The following is a 4,796-nucleotide window of genomic DNA, read 5'->3' on the forward strand; positions in this document are numbered from 1 at the left end:
GGCGCTGACGGAGGCCATGGGCATGCTCAACCACCATTTCGCAGCAGCCGCCTGATCGGCGCAGAGCGACAGCCTACCTCTGACTGCCGCCAATCTTTGCAACAGAGCCCTACCGCGGTTTCTGTCAGATTAGGGTACTAAACGGAATTTGTTGACGAATGTCGTTGCGTATCATAGATTTCAACCTGACATTTTGATGGAGAGAGTGCGCAGTGAAGGGGCAACGGATCGGCTATGTCCGGGTCAGCACGTTCGATCAGAATGTGGATCGCCAATTGGAAGGTCAGTCGCTCGATCGGACCTTCACCGACAAGGCATCGGGCAAGGACGTCAACCGCCCCCAGCTTGAGGCTCTGCTCACTTTCGCCCGCGAAGGCGATACCGTCGTCGTCCACAGCATGGATCGGTTGGCCCGCAATCTGGATGACCTGCGCAAGCTGGTCCAGGGCCTCACCAAGCGAGGTATCCGGATCGAGTTTGAGAAGGAAAGCCTGTCCTTCTCGGGGGAGGACTCCCCGATGGCCAATCTGATGCTCTCGGTCATGGGTGCGTTTGCTGAGTTCGAGCGCGCCCTGATCCGCGAACGGCAACGCGAAGGCATTGCGATCGCTCGGCAGCGCGGCGCCTATCGGGGGCGGAAACGGTCGCTCTCGGATGAGATGATTGCCGATCTGCACCGCCGCGTTGCCGCCGGTGAACGCAAGGCGACCATCGCGCGCGACATGGGCATCAGCCGCGAAACCCTCTACCAGTACCTTCGCGCCGCTGCCTGACACCAATGTTCACATTATGTCCGGAAAATCGTTGTTCAGCGTACAAAGCTTGAGGTGACGCCTGCAAGAGCAGATCAAGGCGCAGGAGCAGACGGTAGCAGTGCAGCGACGGCTCGCCGAAGTGTCGGAGTTGCGCTATGAAAATGGCGTTTCACCTATCTGGAAGTGCTGTATGCCGAGCGTACGCTTTTCTCGGCGGAGCAGACCCTGCTGCTGCGCGCTGCGGCGCTGCAGAACGGCGTGTCGCTTTATGCGGCGTTGGGCGGCGGCATCGACGCCCCCACCTCCAACGCGCCACTCGAAGCGCCAGCCCGATAACATCGGAGCCGGTTCCGCCTGACAGTGGCATTTCTCGAGCCTGTGTCGCGCAGTCGCTTAATCACTGGCCGACGCGGGTTCGCGTGCGACGCTTATCGGACGATCGCCAGCCCGGCCCGCAAACGAGCGGTATGGTGATTATATTCCAGCAGATTTTCACCATAGCCGATAAAGCTCTGGACGTAGAGGTAGAAATCGGGGCCGCCTCCCAATAGCCTGGTGAGCGGATAGGAAATATCGGTGGACAAGGACCCCTTGCCGGAACCGAAGTTGAATCGCGCGGTGGAAGCCAGCTTCAAGCCCTCGTCCTTGCCGAGTTCAACGAATACAGCGGTGTTGCCCCGGTATTTCAGGATATCCGGGTTGTCGCTTTTGTCCCCGATCAGGAACGAAAGGCGGGGCGCAAAGATCAACCGATAGCCGTCGTCCAGTGGAATGGCGGCCATGGGGGCCAAGTAAAGCATGTTGATACTGCGCGAGGCGGAGCCATCGCGGCCATTTGATTCATGCTTCACGCCGGCCTGCCCCGCAACGCTCATGCCGTTTGCGAATTGGGCGGACTGGGAAAGGTAAAACAGCTCCGGCATATAATCTATGTTCCGGAAAGGCGACGAATCCGCTCCCAGATCCCAGAACATCTTCTGCGTAAAGGCGAAATGCATCCCGTCACGCCAGGATGACGACAGCCCGTTGCTCTGCCTGGAGCCAAACAGGCGATATTTCAGGCTGATCTGTATTTTGGCCTCTGCGGCACTGGACGGCCCATAGACCATGTACATCGGCTCATATGTGGACAGGTTGCCCAGAAACGGGCTTCCCTCTGAATGCGCCGTAGAGACACCCCGGACGGGTTCCGGCGACCCGGCCGCTTGAGCGGTGTCGGAGAACGGCGCATCGGCGGCAAATCCCTCCGCAGTGGGAAGCGGGGAAAGCGTGGCAACCTCATTCCGGGCCAGTAAATCTTGGGCAATCACCACCTGTTGCCTTGACCAGGCGGATATCGACAGCAGGCTGCCCGCGGGCAACGGCTCTCCCGCTTCCGGCAACAGATAGTGCGCCTGGGCAAAGCCCGTTGCAGGCAGCGTCAACGTCGCCTCATCCTGTGCACGCCTGACGAGCCAGACCTGACGCTTATGGCTTCCGCTTTGAAGCTCGGCCTGTATCCGTGCGGGCAGGGATATGGCCTTCGGCTGGGCCCCGCTGTTCAACACCCGGATGGACACGTTGACCGATCCACCGCCTGTGTCCTGCGCGGCCTCGCTGATGATGAACTCCAGGGAGCTTTCGGCAGCCGCCTGGGGAGCGGACGGCTGGGAAGCGAGTGCGGATGCCATCAGGACGGACAGCGCGATGCTACCGCTCACGACCGTCCCTCGCTCGGCCCCGGAACCAGGTCAGCTTGAGTGAAGGGCCGCCGGGGCCTTCCCGGTTGCTCGCCTGGGCGCCTATCCATGCACATGCTGCCCGCCGTCGACGGGGATGACGGTGCCGGTGATCCGCTTCGCCGCATTGCTGACCAGGAACGCCGCCAGAGCGCCCACATCCTCCACATCCACGGTTTCACCTTGCGGCGCCTGCGCGGCGGCACGCTCGAGCAACTCGTCGAAGCGGCTGATGCCACTGGCCGCGCGAGTGGCTATCGGGCCAGGCGAAATGGCGTGGGCCCGAATGCCCTTGGGCCCCAGTTCGGCAGCGATATAGCGGGTCGCGCTTTCGAGCGCCGCCTTGACCGGCCCCATCAGATTGTAATGCTCCACCACCCGCTCAGATCCGTAAAAGGTCACGCACAGCAGCGTGCCGCCATCCGTCATCAGCGGCTCAGCCAGCTTCGCCATGCGGATGAAACTGTGGCACGAAACATCCATCGCCACAGCGAACCCTTCAGCAGAGCAATCCACGACCCGGCCGTGCAAATCCTCCTTCGGCGCAAAGGCGATGGAATGAAGCAGGAAGTCCAGCCCGCCCCATTGGGTGCGCACCTCTTCGAAAAGGGCTTCGAGTTGACCGGGCTCCCGCACATCGCAGGGCGCCGTCCATTCGACATCAAGCCGATCCGCCACCGGAAGCACCCAGTCCTTCGATTTTTCGTTGAGATACGTTGCGGCGATGCGGGCGCCGCACTGGCGGAACGCCTTGGCGCAGCCGGCGGCAATGCTGCTTTCGTTGGCAATGCCCACGACAAGCCCTCGCTTCCCGCGAAGATCGACAAGTGGTGATGCCGAAATGATCATGCCTGAGGTCCGTTCAGAATAGAGAGGGTGTGAAGGGCAATCATGCGCTCCTCGTCGGTGGGTATGATGCGGACCTTGATCGGGCTGTCCGCCAGGCTGATGAGGGGCGCGTTGGCGGTGTTGGCGGCATCGTCGATGCGAATCCCCAGCCATTGCAGACGCCGGCAGATGCGGGCGCGGACATCGGCATGATGTTCGCCAATTCCTGCGGTGAAGACGAGCCCGTCCAGGCCTTCGAGCGACGACGCCAATGCCCCGGCTTCCCGGGCCGCCCGCCATGTGAAGAGATCGATCGCCTCGGCCGCTTCGGGCCGGTCGCTGAGCGACAGTTCGCGCATGTCGCTGGAGAGGCCCGATACCCCGAGCAGCCCCGATCGGCTGTAGAGCAGGTTTTCTACATCCTTGGCGGCCATTCCCATTTCGGCCTGCAGGTGCAGGATCACGCCGGGATCGATGGTCCCGCAACGTGTCCCCATCATCAGCCCGTCGAGCGCCGTGAAGCCCATGGTGGTATCCATGCTCTTGCCGGCCGACATGGCGCACAGGGAGGCGCCATTGCCAAGATGCGCCGCGATCACCCGGCCTGCGGCCATTTCCGCATCCACTTCGGCAAGGCGGCGGGCGATATATTCATACGACAGCCCGTGGAAGCCGTAGCGCTGGATTCCCTGATCATGCAGGGCGCGGGGGATTGCGAAGCGTTTTGCCAGAGCCGGCCGCCCGTTGTGAAAGGCGGTGTCGAAGCAGGCCACCTGCGGCAGCGCCGGTGCAATGCGGGCGATGGCATGAATCGCCGACAGGTTGTGCGGCTGGTGCAGCGGCGCCAAAGGGCAAAGCCTGTCCAGCCGGACAAGGATGTCGCCGTCGATCAGGCAGGGGCTGACGAAATCGGTGCCCCCATGGACAACGCGATGGCCGATGGCGGTCACTTCGATGCCGGTCAGGCGGGTAGAAGCCCAGTCGAACAGCGAAACCAGCAGATCGGCATGGGTCAGGCCGGCTTCACCCGGCCATTCCTGTTCCAGCAGCTGACCACCGGCGGAATCGCGGATGGAAAGCCGGGGCGAAATGCCGATACGCTCGATCTTGCCGCGAACCGCCAGGACAGGCGCACCGTTCGGATCGAGCTCATAGAGCCCGAACTTAATGCTCGACGATCCGGAATTCAGGCTGACGACGGCCCTGGTCATTGCGGGACTGCCAGCCCGGGGGCGGCCTTGGTATTCGCGCGGGCCAGCAGCACCGCAACCGCGCAGGACGCGAGGCGGGTTCGCAGACTGTCGGCGCGGCTGGTCAGGATGATGGGCACCCTGGCGCCCAGCACCACGCCGGCCGCATCCGCGCCGCCCAGGAAGGTAAGCTGCTTGGCCAGCATGTTGCCGGCCTCCAGATCGGGAACGACGAGAATCTCCGCCTTGCCCGCCACCGGGGAAACGATGCCTTTCTCCTTGGCCGCCATTTCGCTGATGGCATT

At 62.6% G+C, this 4,796-nt stretch carries 6 protein-coding genes; 2 read left to right on the plus strand and 4 right to left on the minus strand.

The features are described from left to right. The first annotated feature begins 212 nt into the window (after positions 1–212). Positions 213–773, plus strand: coding sequence for a recombinase family protein (locus ACE3O8_RS12815; RefSeq protein ID WP_004213255.1), 561 nt, complete (start codon positions 213–215; stop codon positions 771–773). A gap of 165 nt (positions 774–938) precedes the next feature. Then, positions 939–1,091, plus strand: a complete 153-nt coding sequence (locus ACE3O8_RS12820) for a hypothetical protein (protein WP_235890312.1) — start codon at positions 939–941, stop codon at positions 1,089–1,091. A gap of 92 nt (positions 1,092–1,183) precedes the next feature. Here ACE3O8_RS12820 and ACE3O8_RS12825 read toward each other — a convergent pair whose 3' ends face one another. The 4 genes from ACE3O8_RS12825 to ACE3O8_RS12840 all read right to left on the minus strand — a co-directional run. Further along, a complete protein-coding gene (locus ACE3O8_RS12825) occupies positions 1,184–2,455 on the minus strand; it encodes a phospholipase A (protein WP_235890311.1) in 1,272 nt (423 codons plus the stop codon). 81 nt (positions 2,456–2,536) lie between these two features. Then, entirely contained in the window at positions 2,537–3,322 is a 786-nt protein-coding gene (gene fabI, locus ACE3O8_RS12830; protein ID WP_064332312.1) for an enoyl-ACP reductase FabI, read from the minus strand. Continuing rightward, positions 3,319–4,512 carry an acetate/propionate family kinase gene (locus tag ACE3O8_RS12835; protein ID WP_064332313.1) on the minus strand — a complete coding sequence of 398 codons (1,194 nt, stop codon included), beginning with the start codon at positions 4,510–4,512 and terminating at the stop codon, positions 3,319–3,321. The genes fabI and ACE3O8_RS12835 overlap by 4 nt, the downstream gene beginning before the upstream one ends. Beyond that, on the minus strand, positions 4,509–4,796 hold a 288-nt coding region (locus ACE3O8_RS12840; RefSeq protein ID WP_374390349.1), incomplete at its 5' end, for a phosphate acyltransferase. The genes ACE3O8_RS12835 and ACE3O8_RS12840, both read right to left, overlap by 4 nt.

This window comes from Sandaracinobacter sp. (genome assembly GCF_041909755.1).
Lineage (GTDB): Bacteria > Pseudomonadota > Alphaproteobacteria > Sphingomonadales > Sphingomonadaceae > Sandaracinobacteroides.